The 16,667-nt window shown below is 37.6% G+C and carries 13 protein-coding genes and 1 CRISPR repeat array; of the genes, 12 read left to right on the top strand and 1 reads right to left on the bottom strand.

Annotated features, from left to right (window positions below):
• The first annotated feature begins 488 nt into the window (after positions 1-488).
• The 12 genes from cas1 (at position 489) to O9295_RS18505 (ending at position 14,267) form a co-directional block, all read left to right on the top strand.
• Positions 489-1,493: a CRISPR-associated endonuclease Cas1 gene (gene cas1 / locus O9295_RS18450; protein ID WP_190717918.1), complete on the top strand. Its 1,005-nt coding sequence runs from the start codon at positions 489-491 to the stop codon at positions 1,491-1,493.
• Positions 1,494-1,555: 62 nt separating this feature from the next.
• Entirely contained in the window at positions 1,556-2,128 is a 573-nt protein-coding gene (locus tag O9295_RS18455; protein ID WP_103672757.1) for a LabA-like NYN domain-containing protein, read from the top strand.
• Between the two features lie 8 nt (positions 2,129-2,136).
• Positions 2,137-2,760 (top strand): hypothetical protein, encoded by a 624-nt coding sequence (locus tag O9295_RS18460; RefSeq protein ID WP_288034389.1) that lies wholly within the window; start codon positions 2,137-2,139, stop codon positions 2,758-2,760.
• Positions 2,761-2,820: 60 nt separating this feature from the next.
• The gene (locus O9295_RS18465; protein WP_103672755.1) at positions 2,821-3,018 is read left to right on the top strand and encodes a hypothetical protein; all 198 of its coding nucleotides are present in this window, start codon (positions 2,821-2,823) and stop codon (positions 3,016-3,018) included.
• 8 nt (positions 3,019-3,026) lie between these two features.
• Positions 3,027-3,509, top strand: coding sequence for a hypothetical protein (locus O9295_RS18470; RefSeq protein ID WP_103672754.1), 483 nt, complete (start codon positions 3,027-3,029; stop codon positions 3,507-3,509).
• A 120-nt stretch (positions 3,510-3,629) separates the two neighbouring features.
• Positions 3,630-5,027 (top strand): HesA/MoeB/ThiF family protein, encoded by a 1,398-nt coding sequence (locus O9295_RS18475; RefSeq protein ID WP_190717927.1) that lies wholly within the window; start codon positions 3,630-3,632, stop codon positions 5,025-5,027.
• A 78-nt stretch (positions 5,028-5,105) separates the two neighbouring features.
• The gene (locus O9295_RS18480; protein WP_149976330.1) at positions 5,106-6,524 is read left to right on the top strand and encodes a TIGR03985 family CRISPR-associated protein; all 1,419 of its coding nucleotides are present in this window, start codon (positions 5,106-5,108) and stop codon (positions 6,522-6,524) included.
• Positions 6,525-6,839: 315 nt separating this feature from the next.
• On the top strand, positions 6,840-9,836 hold the full coding sequence (gene cas10, locus O9295_RS18485; protein WP_288034391.1) for a type III-B CRISPR-associated protein Cas10/Cmr2: 2,997 nt from the start codon (positions 6,840-6,842) through the stop codon (positions 9,834-9,836).
• Positions 9,837-9,842: 6 nt separating this feature from the next.
• Positions 9,843-11,078 carry a type III-B CRISPR module-associated Cmr3 family protein gene (locus tag O9295_RS18490; protein ID WP_288034393.1) on the top strand — a complete coding sequence of 412 codons (1,236 nt, stop codon included), beginning with the start codon at positions 9,843-9,845 and terminating at the stop codon, positions 11,076-11,078.
• Positions 11,075-11,992: a type III-B CRISPR module RAMP protein Cmr4 gene (gene cmr4 / locus O9295_RS18495; protein ID WP_288034394.1), complete on the top strand. Its 918-nt coding sequence runs from the start codon at positions 11,075-11,077 to the stop codon at positions 11,990-11,992. The genes O9295_RS18490 and cmr4 overlap by 4 nt, the downstream gene beginning before the upstream one ends.
• Positions 11,989-12,384: a hypothetical protein gene (locus O9295_RS18500; protein WP_103672749.1), complete on the top strand. Its 396-nt coding sequence runs from the start codon at positions 11,989-11,991 to the stop codon at positions 12,382-12,384. The genes cmr4 and O9295_RS18500 overlap by 4 nt, the downstream gene beginning before the upstream one ends.
• Complete coding sequence (locus O9295_RS18505; protein WP_288034395.1) at positions 12,381-14,267, top strand: RAMP superfamily CRISPR-associated protein; 1,887 nt, start codon at positions 12,381-12,383, stop codon at positions 14,265-14,267. The genes O9295_RS18500 and O9295_RS18505 overlap by 4 nt, the downstream gene beginning before the upstream one ends.
• Before the next feature lie 161 nt (positions 14,268-14,428).
• Here the strand turns inward: O9295_RS18505 and O9295_RS18510 are convergent, their stop codons facing one another.
• Complete coding sequence (locus O9295_RS18510; RefSeq protein ID WP_288034396.1) at positions 14,429-14,644, bottom strand: hypothetical protein; 216 nt, start codon at positions 14,642-14,644, stop codon at positions 14,429-14,431.
• Between the two features lie 169 nt (positions 14,645-14,813).
• Positions 14,814-16,125: a CRISPR direct-repeat array (repeat unit 38 nt; unit sequence CTTTCCATTAATTAAACTTGCTAAGAAGTTAAAAGAAG).
• The last annotated feature ends 542 nt before the right edge of the window (positions 16,126-16,667 follow it).

The following is a 16,667-nucleotide window of genomic DNA, read 5'->3' on the forward strand; positions in this document are numbered from 1 at the left end:
AAGAAGTTAAAAGACTAGCTTGGCAAAACTAGGCTGTATAAGGATTGTACAGCAATTTTTCGTGGGATATTGAAAAGCATAGACATTATTAATAATAATTCTCAATAGTTACCTCAGTCATAAGGCTCAAAGCCTTGCTGGGCAAAGCATCGACGCACCTCAACGAAAACTGTAGATTTTCAGCCATTGTGTCTAACCCGCGAAAAATGTTGAGAAACCCCCCATTCCATCGGCATAAAACAATAGAATTTGTTCCACGCTAATGCCTATGCGATCGGGAGCATCTCACCTTTATAACCCCTAAATCTTTATGTCAAGCTATTTTGAAAGCCTTACTGGAAAACAGTTTTAGGACAAGTATAATTACTCACTTGCATAAATGAGATGCTTCCTATGCGATTCCAGCTTTAGCTTATCTAGTGTGCAAAGCTAGTTTTTGAATATCTTTTTGTCAACTTCAACCCTTAAAGTATATCTTATATTAATTTATGTCCACTTTATATATAGTAGAACAAGGTTCTTCTCTTAAAGTTCAGCACCAACAGTTTCAAATTTTTCAGCAGCAACAACAACTTTTTAAAGTTCCAGTGAACCAAGTTAAAAATATTATTCTTTTTGGTTACTGTCATTTATCCCATGGTGCGGTACAAGCAGCGCTATTCCATAATATTCCTATCACTTATTATTCACCTCAAGGATATTATTTGGGACATTTACAGTCGGAAATACAAGCCAAAATTACTTATTTAACGCAACAAGTTAAACAAGCAGAAAATAGTGATTTTGTTAACACACAAGCTAATGCCATTGTTCGTGCTAAAGTGCATAATTCGAGAATTTTATTGATGCGTCTTCAGCGTCGTCATCCTAATGAGATAGTGAAAACAGCCGTTATCAATCTTAAAAAAATTATCAATAGTTTAAATAGTGCTGAATCTTTAGAATCATTAAGGGGATATGAGGGAAAAGCTGCTAATATTTATTTTCAAGGTTTAAGTTCTTTATTTCAAGGAAATTTTTCCTTTACCAAAAGAACGATGCGTCCTCCAACAGATCCCATCAATAGTTTACTAAGTTTTGGCTACACTCTTTTATTTCAGCATCTTTTTTCGCTTGTACAACTAACTGGATTACATACTCATTTTGGGAATTTGCATACCTGTCGAGAAAATCATCCTGCTTTAGTTTTAGATTTAATGGAAGAATTTCGCGCTCAAATTGTTGATTCTTTAGTCGTTTACTTAGTTAACAAAAATATTTTTTCTCCAGACAACTTTACTAACCCAGATGAACAAGGTGCCGTCTATTTACAGCAAGATTCTCTGAAGAAGTTCCTTAAATATTGGGAAGAGAAACTATCTTTAGAACTTACCCATCCTCAAACTCAACGCCAAGTCAGTTTGCGTAGTTGTTTAGAACTTCAAGTCCAAGAATACATTTCTTGTTTGATGAAAAAGACAGAAAGATATCAACCCATGATTTGGCAAAAATGAAATCGGAAACCCCCTCTTCTTAGAGGGTAGTTTAATGAAATTGGAGTTGAGAGGTTAGCTTTATGACATTTATCCGTCGAGTATTAGTCTTTGCCGATGCCGATAATACCCATATATCTGCTCAAAGTTTTAATCGTAAGATTAATTGGCAAAAAATCCGTGATTATTTAGCCGATCCCCAGGAAGGAAGAGAACTAATTGAAATGGTAATTTATTTGGGTTTACCTCCAGATAAAGAAAGATTTACTGAACAAAGAAAAACCAAAGAAAAATTTATCTACTGGGCAAAAAGTAACGGGTTTTTAGTTGTTACAAAAGAAGGCAAATCTAAAGGTAATGACTACGAAACCAATGTTGATGTAGTAATGGCGATGGATGCTATTGAATTAGCTTTAGAAATGAAGCCAGATATTGTCGTTTTAGTCACTGGCGATTCTGATTTTGCTTATTTAGCACAAAAACTTAGAAGACGAGGAATGCGAGTTGAAGTCGCTTCTGTCGAACAATCTCTCGGTAACGATTTGAAAAATTCTGCTAATAGTGTTATCGATTTGATAGAGTTATTTGATGATTTTGAAGCCCAAAATGGGACACAAGATTATCATCGTATTGGCAATAACAATGTGTTTGATTAGTTACTTTCATGATGACAAACTTTAAACAAACGAATGGAGTAACCGTGAAAATAATTAATGGCAAATTATTTGGTCAACCAAAAGGGGATTTTGATCCCTTCAAGCAACAACTCGAAAAACTTAATCAAGAAGTTGAGAAAGTGCAAAGTTCCTTTGAACAATTAGAACAAACAATAGAACAAACAGAAAACGTAAAGCGAGAAGCATTAATCCGTCAAGTTGAACTTTACGTTCAATACCTGAAAGAAAATTGTGAAAACTTAGAAAATCTCTGGACACAAAGACAAGAAAATCATGCTAAAACTTATCAAAGAGAATTAAAAAGAATGGAACTATTCCTGAAAGAACAAAAGCAACAATTAGACTTTTTAGAAAATAGGAAATTGCCTCAAATTGAAAATAAGTTAACTGCTCTCAAGAAACAAATACCGACAAAATTATTGTGGCTGACTTTTGGTAGTTCACTGATGATTGTAATTATTTATTTTTGCGATTGGTTCGATATTTATCCTTTCAATAAGCACCCACAAAAAACAAAGTCTTCTCTTGTTCATCATGAATTAGTTGAAGAAAACAATCAACTGAAATGTCAAGAAAATTGCTTTGAGTCAAAGACCCGAATAGATTTTTAATCAAGAGCGCACACCAAACATTTCTTGAGGGATTCATTTATTAACAAATCAGGAGTTTTTATGCGAGCAATAGTTAATGGCAAGCTAATTGATTTACCAGAAGGAACAACAGTTGAAGATTTACGTTCTCGACTTCCAGAAATTGGCAATGATGACGTAATGGAAGAAGGCTTTGGTGGCACTAAACCCTTGAAAGATACAGAAGCTCTCAAAGAAGGTTCAAAAGTTTGGACAGTTCCTAAAATTGTAAAAGGATAAAGAAAAAAATGACAATAACTATTAGTAGTAATGCAACTAAATTTACTCTCAATACACGCCTAAGTGCCGAACTAAAATTACTAGACAAAGTAGCCAAAACTATTGTGGTTGGGAGTAAAACAATTGGTGACGTGCAATACACAGCAATTTTAATTAAGAGAATGCCTTTGTCTTCGAGTAAATTCAAAGTTTCTAACTCTGATGTTTTGTTTTTATTACCACCAGATTATCCACGGCTTCCTCCTATTGGCTGCTACCTTAATTATCCTTGGGATACGGTCGGAGAAGGGGATCATCACTTTACTAGACAAAGTTACTACGGCGCACCATTCTTAAGTGAAGAAGGCTGGTATTGGTATTGTGTAGGACTCGGAGGCGGGTTTAACCGAGATAAATGGCTCAATTCTTGGCGACCTAGTAATAATCCCGAAAGAGGACACAATCTCGTTACCCTATTTATCACCGCACGCCACGCAATTAATAACGTCTGACGACAGAAGAAATTCTGATAAAACCCTAGCCTTAAAAGTGTGGGAAAAGGGTAGAAGATTGATTCAAGCAATCTTTCCATCTTCTCTATTAGCTTCATTCATCCAAATAATCAATCAAGCATGAATACTCAACCAAAACCCCAAGATATATTACTACACATCCCTCCCTTAATGTGGAAACAGTTTCGTCAAGCAATGCTGGATGCTCGTCAACACAGAGAAGAAGTAATTGGCTTCTTTTTCTGTCAACGCCATCAGCTATCTAAGAAAAAAGTCAGATATATTCCTCAAGCTTGGGTTGTACCTACTGCTGATTGTTACGAACATCAATCGGCTAGTGGATTGGTACTCAAACAGCAATTTCATCAGTATTTACTAGATACTTATCTGTGCGCTCTCTCGAAGTCCTCCTCTTCAAGTAAAACTCGGAAATTAGATGTAGTTCACATTCATACCCATTTTGGCGATGCTACTCCTTCCTTTTCTTGTGTCGATGATCGCTATGAAGCAGAATACGCTAAGTTTCTCGCTTCTTGTTACCAAGAAAAGCCTCGCTTGATTTCTGGAGTCTTCAATGAGTCCCTAGAAAAATCAAAATTTCGGATTTGGAATCGTCAAGGAACTAATCATACTTCAATTGAATTCTGTCGTTCTTGGTTAACACCAATCAATAGTAACTTTTCTGGCGAAGATACAGAATTAATCTTTGCTCGACAAAAAGTTTTTGGAGAAACTGTACAAAAACACCTGAATCAATTAAAAGTCGCTCTTATTGGTTGTGGCGGTATTGGAGCCGTGTTTGCTGAACAACTGGCCAGATTGGGGGTCAAAAATTGGGTATTTATTGATCATGACCGTTTAGAAACAGTAAATCTCAATCGAATGCCAGCTGCTACTCAAGAAATGGTAGACCAAGGATGGTACAAAGTTCACTATCTTAAATGGTTGATTAAAAGAACTTATGCTATTGGTTCTCATGTTAAAGCCTTATCTCTTTCCGTAGAAGATGAGAAAGCCAAAGCAGAAATAGCGACAGCGGATTTAATCGTCGTCGCTACAGATAATCATCGCTCGCGACAAGTAGCTCAAGAATTAGCTTTAGAGTATGCTCGTCCCTTGGTTTGTTTAGGGACTCATATTGAAGTCAAACCCCATCATCAACCTCGTCTGTATTGTCGTGTAACCGTTCCTCCGCTCGGGGGGGGCTGGTGTTTGATGTGTGGCAATATTATTAATCTACAACAAGCGGCATTAGAGTCTGCACCGACTGAGATCGCCGCCATTGCCTCTGAAGCTGGTTATTTACAAGGAATTGACGCGCCAGCAGTCTATTGGTTAAATAATATTTGTGCCAGCACAGGAGTAGGGGTGATTCACGGAATTATCAGTGGCTTTCTCCCTATCGATTCTGGTTTAGATTGGATTTATGATTTTCCCAATTCTAATTGGCTAAAAGCCAATATAGACCATCTGCAAAGTTCTGACTGTTATTTCTGTTCTTCCTTATGCACCCTTTAAGGAAGGAAAGGGGGGTTTCCCTACCTTTTTTATAATTGGAGTAAAATCCCTCTCTTTTTCCCTTTCTCTAACTTGGCTATGTCCTTACCTACTATCACAACTCTAGAAGAACTTGTCCCGGAATTAGCTCGATTAGCGAATTATCCTAAGTCTGATCAGAAACAGATTGATAATTTCTTAAATTTAATACAAAATGCTGTACGATTATGGATAATCGAGCAATCTTTTTATGATTTTAATAGTGATTTTTTTGTGGAAATAGACCAAGAATGGTTTGACTGTATTACTTGGATAGATAAATTATGGACAAAAATACCAGATGTTCAAAATAAAAAATTAGAAGATTTACTACTAGGAGAATATCCGCTATTTTATCAACAAAAATGGCAAGAGCAAATAATTGCCAGATATCAACTTAGCTCTGAAAATTTGCAACAAATTTTATCTTCTCATATTTTTAAAGTAACCCAACGAACTTTAAGAAATAATTTTAAGCGACTTGCCCAATTAAATCAGCCAAAATTAATTAAATCAGCTTCTCTTAAAGGTCACTATAAAAAAGTTGTCTCTTCATCTCTAAATTCATTAGATAATTGCAATTTAATTAAGCATAATAATGATATAATTACTGAAAATAATTGGTTAAGTTTTCTCAATGATGGTCTATCTACTATTGCTGAACTACTAACAACTAAAATCAATGGACATCAAAGATTTTTTATTCAAGCTGAATATATTGTTCCTGAAGCTCTACAGGATAAAGTAGCAGATTGGGCAGACAATTTAAAAGAATTTTGGAAACAGTCTCTAATTTCTCCTATTAAAATAAAATACTATAGTGCTAGTAAAAATATAACAAATTACTACATTATTTATCCTGTTTCTATTCATTATTCTCAGAGAGCCTATTATTTGTATGCTTTTGGAGAAACACCAGATCAAAACAGTTCTCAAGCACTTCAATGGTATGGCTACCGGTTAGAAAGGATATTATCTTTGAAACAGATAGCTTGGGATTTTTCCGATCTAACTAAACGGCTTAGATCGCAGATACACAAAAACGATAAAATTAATCATTTATACAGTCCCGACTATATTCAAGAGCAATTAGAATTGGCTTATGGATTCAGTTTTTATCGTGAATTTAATACGATGTTATTGCGTTTCGATCAAGACTATTATCAGCGTCATGTTAAAAATACAATCCGTCACTCTACTTTTCAAAAAATCGAAAATATTCAAGAAGTAAAGAAAATGATTATCGAGCAAATTGACTCAGAAATAGACAACACCAAAAAAATCCAAAGAGAAAAATTATTGGCAAAAGTTAATTGCGCTTCCGAAGATGTTTATTATAAGCTTTGCTATCGTGTTGGCGATCATAATGTTATCATGCGATTGCGTAGTTGGGGTCCGAATGTAGAGGTAATTTTGCCTAGTGATTTACGAGCGCAAATCAAAGAATATCTCGAAAAAAACTATAAATTATATCAATAATCTGACAGGGGGACAAGAAGGCTGAAATCCATATATCGTAAGCTTTTCATGGTTTTAGCTCGAAAAAGTTTGCCGCACCATCTCTCACTTATTAATAATAATTCCTAGTAAGCTCGCTCCTATCCCTAGTTCTTTCGTTAGTTTTTTGCCTAGAATCGCTCGATCTATTTCTAGCGAGAGAAGCCAGAAGCCTTTGTTGGCAAGTTTTCTAGCTCGCTTGTCCGCCTGTCAGATGCTATAGTTAATCAATTATTTTGCTTAACTATCTTTGTTTTCGTGATAAAGTTTAAAGAGAGGCCTTAGCAATTTATGATTATGCCAGAATCAGAGTCCCCTATTAATTCAACAAATTTCTATTTTCGTAAACTTTGTGCCTTGCTAGAAGACAAATCTATTTTGCAACAATTACAGTCTATTCACCCAGAAGAGTTACAAGGACAGATAGAAGAGTTACCCCTGCAAATAGCTAGTTCCTCTGATCGCGTTAATCTAGGAGAGGCTCAAGGCACTAATATTAATAGCGTGAAACATCCCATCAGTGGACAAACTCGAAATATTACTTCACAAGACTCAAGACCAGAAATTCCCGCAGAAATTACCTCAGAAACGGATATAGAAAAACTATTTTGGTGGTTTTGGCGATTTTATCCCGAACTCATCCGACAAAACCAGAAGGATTTTTTCCTCTATCCTGCTCACAGCATCCTTCCTGATTGTCCCCTACATAGCTACAAAAGTACCGTTTCCGCTCTAGTTGGGGCGATGTATCCCGAACATTGGCAAGAAGGAGGTAAATCCCAACATCCTTATCTTTTTCTCTTTACCTTCTCCCCAGTACAAGAATTTATCAAAGCATCCCGAAAATTTGTCGATTTTTGGGCAGGTTCCTATCTACTGCACTATCTCAGTGTTAAACTCTGTTGGTATATTGCCGAAACTTATGGGTCTGATGCTGTGATTACTCCTTCTCTTTGGAGTCAAGAAATTATCGATGCTTTAATTGTTAAAAAATATCCAGATTTTGCGGCTAATTTTGCTTCTTTTCAAGACGGAATATCTCCAGTTGGTAGATTTGATAATGGCATCTCTACAAGTTTAAGTACGGCTGGATTTCCTAATGTGATTATGGCTTTAGTTCCTGGTAAAGAAGCAGCTAGAGAATTGGGAGAGAAATTAAAAAAATGTTTAAGAGAAGAATGGTCAGAGATTGCCAAAAAAGTTAGGGAAGATATCAAAAAACGAACCCTAGAGTTTCTTAAAGATACTAAAAATCAGCAGAAAATAGATGAAATATTATTAAAAGAGTTTTTAAGCGAACAAGAAATATGTAAACGAGATTTAAAAAAATGGCAGATAGGACATCATGGTAGTTGTTGGGAGTGGAATAAACTCTGGGAAGCACAAATAGACAAAACTTGGGAAACTTACTGGACTGCAATGCCTTTAGGCAATCCAGAGCAGCCATTAACTATTAATCCCACAGAGGAAAATTATCAGCAATGGAAACAATCGCAAAATGCGATCGCCCCTCCTCATTTAGCTGAATCTCTACCTACAACAGCCGAACAAAACCTTTACGAACAGATAAATACTGGTACTTGGTGGGGGGCATTACAAGCTCGTTTGGGACAGTCTACTCAAGCCGTAAAAAATACTCGCACTTGGGCAATTCCTACAGCACCTGGGGAACGTTCCACTTTATCGGGTCAGTTTAGCGCAGTTCATCCCCAATTACATTATCATGGGCAGTTTAAAAATGGAGGTGGACTTTCGGCTCGATCAATGCGTCTATTTTGGCGATTAATGGCTGAAGTTTATCCAGGGTTATTTAATGGCTCAGAAAAATTGAATGCGATCGAATTAACAAAACGCATGGCTTGGCGATATGGGGGAGTTGCTGAATCTTTGGGAATTAATCTAGGGCAAGAAGATGATACTAACTATGATAATTTAATTCGTTTTCCTAATTTAAGTTCTATTGCTGCCGCAAGATTTGCTTACGAAGATTTTAAAAAAGGAGGACAAAAAACACGCAACTATTGGAATTGTCTTAACACACTTATTAACCAACAATTACCTGACAAAGCAGACACTTTTGCCTCCCGTACTCATGGTCGTCCTTATCAGATACCAAAAGTTGATCGGCAAATTAATCCAGAAAATAGGAATGGACAGAATTTTAATGGAGTCATGTTTTCCAGTAAATGGTTAGCTGATGACATGAATTGTAACGCTCAAGAAACAGCAACATTAAGAAGTTTAGTTGAAGAAGCGCATAAAAAAGCAAAATTTGGCGAAGGAAGTCCAGCCGATTGGTGGGTAATTGTCCTCGGTGATGGGGATGGGATGGGGAAATATGTCTCTGGGTCAAAATTAAAGAAATACAAAGAGTATTTAATCACAGATGCGATCGCAGAAAATGTCAAAAATCATCAAGATTACCCAGATTTACTAGCAACCCAAAAACGCATGGGGCCAGCAACCCATGTCGGGTTAAATCGCGCCTTATTAGACTTTTCTAATCGCTTAGTACCCTACCTTACGGAAGAACGTTATTGTGGTAAAGTCGTCTATAGTGGCGGTGATGATGTGATGGCAGTGTTACCTCTAGCAGATTTACCGGGATATTTGCGATCGCTTCGTGCTGCTTGGTGTGCTGACCCAGATCCAGAAAGAGAATTCAGCACAGAGGGGGGTTACTGGACTCCTAAACAATCTCTGCAAGGATTACAAAAACGTCCCTATTTTACGATGGGAGATGGGGCAACCATGAGTCTAGGCATTGTTATCGCTCATAAAAGTGTACCTCTTCCTACCGTATTAGAAAGCCTGTGGACGGCTGAAAAAGACCGTGCTAAAAAGTTATATGGAAAAGATGGACTCTGTTTTCGGGTGATTTATGGTTCGGGTAATACTTTAGAAGCCTTGATGAAAGGGGAATTATTAGACTTATGGTGGAATTTTATGCAGTATGATCAGCAAGATTTAAGTGCGTTGTTCTATCGATTAGCCGAAGAATTACCCCGTCATGCTTGTGTTACTGAAAGCGATCGCCTATTGAGAAAAGCTGCACAAGTGATCATCAACCGTCGAGATCAAACACTAGAGTCTCATATTCAAGAAAACTTGCTAAATTGGTTGGATCAGTGGGAAAACTGGGCTTATCAAACCTATAATCAAGTAAATAAAAATAAAACTGAAAAAGAAGTCCCTTTAGGCACGACCGAAAAGGATTTAGCTAATCTTTTGCGGTTTAGTGCTTTCTGGAATGACAAAAGGATGCAACAAATGAAATGGGGAGAAACGGAGTAATAAACTATGGATGAACAGCAAATGTATTGGTATGCGATCACTCCTTTAGATGTATTGTTATTTCGGGAAGCTAAACCTTTTAGTCCAGGGGAGAGTGCTTGGGCAAAAGGACTATTTCCCCCGTTTCCCAGTACAGTTTTTCAAGCATTGCGCTCGACTTTATCCAAAGATGTCAAAGATTTAGATTTTATAGGCCCATTTCTCTTAAGTCCCCAAGATAGATTATGTTTTCCCACTCCTAAGGATTTAGTTGCAGTGAGTTGGAGCAAAAAGAGTCAGCCAAAAGATGAGGAAACAAAAGAAGAGGAACCAAAAGAAGATAATTTAGACGATACAGCTTCGGATTGGCATCGAACTTTACGTCTTCAACCTGTTGATCGAACAGATAAAGCTTGGGAACATTTGTTGTTCGACGAGGCGGGATTAGCTCCAATGGTAGCTCCTTTTAGAGAGCTAGTTGAAGAAGAGAACAGAAGAGAATTTTTCTGTCGTCCCTATCCTTGGATTACAGCAGAAGCTTTAAGCGAATATCTACAAGGAAAAGAACTTACAGACCCTACACAATTTCAGGAAGATCCTTGGAATGTGCAGATCATGCCTCATATTCAAATGCAAGCGGATAAGCGACAAGTAAAAGATGAAGATGGCTATTTTACTGAAGTAGCGATTCGTCTTAAACCAGGTTGGCGATTAGTAGCGGGAATTAGTATAAAGTTAGGGGAAACAGTAGTCCGGTTGGGAGGAGAAGGACATCGGGCGATTGTCATCCCATTTACTTTGTCCGATGCTGATCAAACACTGCTTAATCCTAAGACCAATACAACAGGTGATTTTGCTTATTTACTCACCCCCGGACTAGCGGTTAAGGAGGAAGCCGTTTATGGCGTTTATCCCTGTGATTGGCAATCCATCTTAGCAGGATGTGTCAGCGATCGTTCTTTATTGTGGGGTGGTGTTTCTCAAATTAGGCGCAAGTTAGTTATTTCCTTTGGTAAAGAGAATCAGGAGCGCACGGCTTCGCAGATTTCTTCCACATCCCCTAACTCAGAAACAAAAGGAGATGAGGAATTTGCTTTATTGCCACAACGAGCCTTTGTTCCACCTGGGACTGTCTATATCTTTAACCAGATTCCATCTGAAACTGAGGCACTCTTACCTAAACCTGAATCGACGGGGAATTGGTTAACCAGTTTTCAAAAACTCAACTATGGTAAATTATTATGGGGTAATACACCATTATGAATACTTATTTAACATATCTATATCTGCTGACCCCTTTACACACGGGCGGAAGTGCTGATGAGGGTAATTTAATGGGAATTGCCCGCGAAGTCCATACCGAGTTTCCCTATCTTCCTGCTTCCTCCTTGAGAGGTAAAATTCGCTCTGCCTTAGAACCGAGCAATCCTCAAAGTGAAGAAGAAAAAGCATTAGCAAAAGAAGTCTCTCAGTTTTTCGGCCAAAAAATCAAAAATGGACAACAACCCACAGAAGGAGAAGTTTGGTTTGCTGAGGCAACTCTCCTGTTTTTTCCGATCGCATCCTTAAGTCATCACTTAGTCTGGATTACCTGTCCTCTCTGGCTAGAACGTTGGAATCGTTGGTTACAAAAATCCCCTTTAACTCAATTGATTCAAAACTGTCGAGAGCAAATTACAGAAGCAAGACCAGCTTTAGTTAGCTTTACACCCGAACCCCTTTACTTGCAAACTGCAATTCTGCAACCGAATGCCCTAGGGCAACTAAATACTAATGATTCTAATAGCCTCTCACAATCTCTTCAAAATCTTACTAATGCTAATGGGATGATTAATCAGCTTCTGAAAAAGCTAGTCATTGTGGATGATGAAGACTGTATTGCTTTGGTAGAAACGGGATTGCAGCGAGAAGTGCGCGTTGCTCTTAATGAAGGCGAAAAAACTGTTAAAGGTGGTTCTTTTCGCTCGGAAGAAGCCATTCCCCCTGAAACTGTACTTTTCTTTCCTTGGGGAATGAAACCTGTCAAACAAACTGAAAATACTCAGAATATTCGAGCAAAAACTAGCGAATTACTTAAAAATAAACTACAATTTGGAGGTCTAGAAGGATTAGGTCGCGGTTGGTGCGATCTAAAAACAATTGAAACTACTGAAACTACTACAGGAAGTCAAAAATGAAATTAGATTCGCGTCAATTTAGCAAACAAGCACATAACGCTTTAGTTGAAATAAAAAGTGAGTTAGCAGTAACTTACCACAAAAAAGCTAGTGGATTAGTTCAAGGATTAAGCACTTATATATCTACTTGGGGACTGCATCGACTTAGTGGAGATATGCAAAAATTTCTCGGTGGAACTGCCGAAGATACACGCTATAAAGGGAAAGTTTATCAAAAATTTCTTACTAAGCTCAAAGAGTTTAGCGGGGCAGATTTTGATGTTAATGATCAAGGCACATTAATTCATATGCCTTTAAGAAAATATACCGCCCTCAATCACTTGGCAATTAAATTAGCAAAAGAGTGGTCTTTTTGGTCGCCAGCAGTCTTAGGAGAGGCAGAACAATCATGACGGCACAACAAGAATGGCAGAAATTTTTGGAAAAACTCCAAAAAGATAAAAATCCTCTTTATGACTTGTATAAAAATAGTCAGTTAGAAATAGGTACAGAAATAACTATTTATTTTTCTGACGAAGAAGCGAAAAAAAAAGCAAGTGCTAAATGGCAGAAATTACAAGCCAAGTTTCCGCCACACTGGAAAAATCAAAAGATTAATTTCAAAGTTGGACAGTTAGCCCCTTCCTCCATTATTGCAACGACAAGATCGACAGCAAGAACAAATAATCTAACCAGTCGGAAATTAACCAGTCCTCTACAAGCACTGAATCATCGATTATTTAATAATAATGACACAGCTAAACCAGTTCTAATAGAAGCGGCGGCGGCGGATAAAACTTGTCAGTCTTTATACCAACAATTAACTGAGAAAACTAAACGATTAGCTGATGAAACTCTGACTGTTGAATTCATCTGGAGGGTGCGTGTAGGGGGAATGCGCGGTTTTCAGGAGTTACTTCTTCCTGTATTTCATCCAGTCTATGGTGTACCTTATATCCCTTCTAGTAGTTTAAAAGGTGTAGTAAAAGCTTGGGCAAGACAAAATCAACCAGAAGTTGAGGTAAATCGACTTCTGGGGAAACTAGAAGATGGTATCGGTTGCGTTCAATTTCTTGATGCTTTTCCCACTGCACCTTGTTTGACTGTAGATATCGCTAATCCTCAATGGAGTTGGGAAAATAACCGAGTATGCTATCAACCTGTCCCCCATTATCTGTTGTCAATGGAAGAACCTGAGATTTTAATTGGGTTGACTCGCACCAGCAGAGGTAAATTAGAAGATGTCAGCACAGTCAAAGATTGGTTACAACTAGCTTTATCAGCAGGAATTGGTTCGCGGGTTAGTGCGGGGTATGGTAGAACATCTGTTGCTTCTAGTTTGTCTCATCACTCTTCCCATGCTTTTAAATTATGGACGCAGGGGATATATGGCGCAAATCCTCCCGCTAAAGATAATCAATATCAGGGAAATAATGAATTTCGTCCCGTAGCAGTGCGAGGGATGCTGCGTTATTGGTTTCGTGCAGTAGGATTAAGTATTTATTCACCGCAGCAATGTAAAGATTTAGAAGGTAGGTTATTTGGTACTATTGAACCGCAAGCTCAAGAAGGACTAATTCGTATTTCTGTAGATTGGGAAGAGGAAGAAGGTGATCGCAATCGTCCTTATTTTTGTGAAGGTAATATTCTACTAGAAGCTAAAAATCAGGATGCTCTCAACTTAGCAGAAAAGCTATTGCAATTATCTTCTCATTTAGCAGGAATTGGGAGAGGATCGAGACGATCGTTGCATTGGAATAATCCACTAGGATTAAGGGGATGCCATTGGGAAGTTGACACTAAAAAACTACCTCGTAATCAAGAACGATGGCAGCAGTTTCTTAGAGAGGTAAAAGATTCTTTACTTGCCCTACAGTCTGCCATAGGAGATCCTGCTAATTGTCCTCCCGGAAATCCTGGCAATCGCTCTCAAGACGTTTTGAATAGTCAGACTCAAATTTATTTAATTTCTTGTCCTAGTTTAAAATATCCTAGAACTGTCAAGAATTGGCAAAACGAAGGATTAAGGTCAGAAGTACGGGGAGAAGGGCTGGATTTCCTTTATAGTAGTGGCTTTAAAGGTGTCAATCAAAAGGGAAATGGAAATGCTAATGTTGGCGGACGAATCAGCCAACGAGGAGAAACTGCTTCTACACCTTCTTATGTGTTAATTAAATCTAATTTTCCCCCACAACAGGAACCTTATCAAACAGTAACAATTTTTGGAGTTAACCAGCGTGATTGCGCTACATTTATTCAACAATTAAACTCATTAAACCCTATGCAAATTCAGTGAATTAGCCCGATACCAACCAACTCAGAGATTTTTTAAAAATTAAACTTGCTAAGAAGTTAAAAGTCGATGAAATCCCTGGATTTTGGTGGGGTGGCCTTTTGTTTCCATTAATTAAACTTGCTAAGAAGTTAAAAGCAGTAGGGGCAATTCATGAATTGCCCCTACTCCGTTGGATGGTTTCCATTAATTAAACTTGCTAAGAAGTTAAAAGTCTGGAGGGTTCCTAAAGCTAACAATTGGTTAGCAAAAACGTTTCCATTAATTAGGGCTGGCTGAATAAATGTGAAATGTAGGCATGGTAAGGGTTTTGTGGCTTTTCTTGCTCCTACAGGTGCAAGATTTTGAGAGAATCGTGCTTCAAAACCTAGCGTCTTCATCGGCCCGCGTCCTGTAGGGGCGAAGCATTCGGATAGAAAATCTCCGGTTTCACCGATAGGTTATTGCCCGAATGCTTCGCCCCTACTTTTTCAGCAGACCCTAATTAAACTTGCTAAGAAGTTAAAAGCAGTAGGGGCAATTCATGAATTGCCCCTACTCCGTTGGATGGTTTCCATTAATTAAACTTGCTAAGAAGTTAAAAGAAGATTGCCTCTTGGTAATAGCGGCATTGGTAATTATTATTCTTTCCATTAATTAAACTTGCTAAGAAGTTAAAAGAAGACTGCTCAAAAAGCAGTATTTTACATTGCCTCCCATCAAGCCTTTCCATTAATTAAACTTGCTAAGAAGTTAAAAGAAGACTTGGAGTTCCGTATGCTGTTGCCTGAATATCGTTCACTTTCCATTAATTAAACTTGCTAAGAAGTTAAAAGAAGCCGACTAATTACTGGACTGGCATTGATGCAAATGTAGCTTTCCATTAATTAAACTTGCTAAGAAGTTAAAAGAAGGATGGAGTTGATAAAGCAAAAAGCTAACCAAATAACTTTCCATTAATTAAACTTGCTAAGAAGTTAAAAGAAGAGAATTGCACTTGGCGTTACTATGGGCAAAACAGACCCGTCCTTTCCATTAATTAAACTTGCTAAGAAGTTAAAAGAAGATTTACTTGCCATGACGTTCATAACATTTAATGTTATCTTTCCATTAATTAAACTTGCTAAGAAGTTAAAAGAAGTCGGTTTTTTTTGGAGTAGCATTTGGTTATATGTACTGGCTTTCCATTAATTAAACTTGCTAAGAAGTTAAAAGAAGAACCTATGGCCTCAATTTATGGCCAAGTAATAAATCCTTTCCATTAATTAAACTTGCTAAGAAGTTAAAAGAAGGATTTAATAGGCACGGATTTTGAGGAGGAAACACTTTCCATTAATTAAACTTGCTAAGAAGTTAAAAGAAGAATATGGATTATTGGTGTTTCTCTCTCATTGCAGGCTTTCCATTAATTAAACTTGCTAAGAAGTTAAAAGAAGAAACCTATACCGTCTGAAACCAGACGGGCTAACACCTTTCCATTAATTAAACTTGCTAAGAAGTTAAAAGAAGATAGCCACTATCCTCAGTGAATTCACAGAACACAAACTAACACCTTTCCATTAATTAAACTTGCTAAGAAGTTAAAAGAAGGATACACGCTTCAAACGCCTATCTTAATGCTTTTCTTTCCATTAATTAAACTTGCTAAGAAGTTAAAAGAAGTCCAGCAGGAAGTACGCTTGCGTTACTCAAACTATAAAACTTTCCATTAATTAAACTTGCTAAGAAGTTAAAAGTAGGAGGGATGGGGGCAGCTTGCTGGGGACTTTTTCTGTTTCCATTAATTAAACTTGCTAAGAAGTTAAAAGCTGACGATGATTGGAACATCGTGGAGGACATCAATGGTTTCCATTAATTAAACTTGCTAAGAAGTTAAAAGACTAGCTTGGCAAAACTAGGCTGTATAAGGATTGTACAGCAATTTTTCGTGGGATATTGAAAAGCATAGACATTATTAATAATGATTCGCAATAGTTACCTCAGTCATAAGGCTCAAAGCCTTGCTGGCCAAGGCATCGACGCACCTCAACGAAAACTCTAGATTTTCAGCCATTGTGTCTAACCCACGAAAAATGTTGAGAAACCCCCCATTCCATCGGCATAAAACAATAGAATTTGTTCCACGCTAATGCCTATGCGATCGGGAGCATCTCACCTTTATAACCCTTAAATCTTTACGTCAAGCTATTTTGAAAGCCTTGCTAGAAACCAGTGTTAGGACAAGTATAATTACTCACTTGCATAAATGAGATGCTCCCGATATTTTAGTTGCTTTACCTTAATAGCAGCAGACTCTGGTAGCTCTGTATTTGTTGCTCAGGGTTGATCTCTCATCATCCTTTCGGTGTTCGCATCAGCACTCCGATTTTTCTTCAGATAGGTTCTAGAATCGAAATCAAGACGCAGGGGAAGATAGAGTTCCCT

It is taken from the genome of Microcystis sp. LE18-22.4A (assembly GCF_027531105.1).
Taxonomy (GTDB): domain Bacteria; phylum Cyanobacteriota; class Cyanobacteriia; order Cyanobacteriales; family Microcystaceae; genus Microcystis; species Microcystis aeruginosa.